At 26.2% G+C, this 450-nt stretch carries 2 protein-coding genes; both read left to right on the forward strand.

The features are described from left to right. A partial coding sequence (locus tag G3997_RS00970; RefSeq protein ID WP_296646698.1) for a type I restriction enzyme subunit R domain-containing protein occupies nt 1–278 on the forward strand: 278 nt, incomplete at its 5' end. Next, nucleotides 259–342, forward strand: coding sequence for a glycine--tRNA ligase subunit alpha (locus G3997_RS11460; RefSeq protein WP_296649208.1), 84 nt, complete (start codon nt 259–261; stop codon nt 340–342). The genes G3997_RS00970 and G3997_RS11460, both read left to right, overlap by 20 nt. The last annotated feature ends 108 nt before the right edge of the window (nt 343–450 follow it).

Consider the following 450-nt stretch of genomic DNA (forward strand, 5'->3'; position numbering starts at 1 on the left):
CTGATTCAAATTTACCAAATATATTTGAAAAGAATGATTTTAAGTTACTTATAGTTGCAGATAAATATCAAACAGGATTTGACCAAYYRAAGYTWTGTGCTATGTATGTTGATAAAAAGTTAGATGGTGTAAAGACAGTTCAGACTTTATCAAGACTTAATAGAACTTATCCTAATAAACAAACATTTGTATTAGATTTCCAAAATAGTGTGGAAGATATACAAGATGCATATAAGCCATATTTTGAAATGACTARYAATGTATATACAAGAAGTTGATAGTGTTTATGATTTAAAATGGAATGATGAAATAACTTATGGAGATATAATGATGATGAAATAAATGAATTTACTATATTATTTTATAAAGAGAAAAGAACTAGTGCTCAAGATGCTAAGATGAATAGCTTGATAGATAAGGCTGTTGAAAGATATTGCTACTTAGAATAAG

It is taken from the genome of Romboutsia sp. 13368, from assembly GCF_018336475.1.
Taxonomy (GTDB): domain Bacteria; phylum Bacillota; class Clostridia; order Peptostreptococcales; family Peptostreptococcaceae; genus Romboutsia.

Bases quoted from the DNA above. Each gene is read 5' to 3' on its own strand.
- G3997_RS11460 (WP_296649208.1), top strand. From the start codon at position 259: ATGTATATACAAGAAGTTGATAGTGTTTATGATTTAAAATGGAATGAT.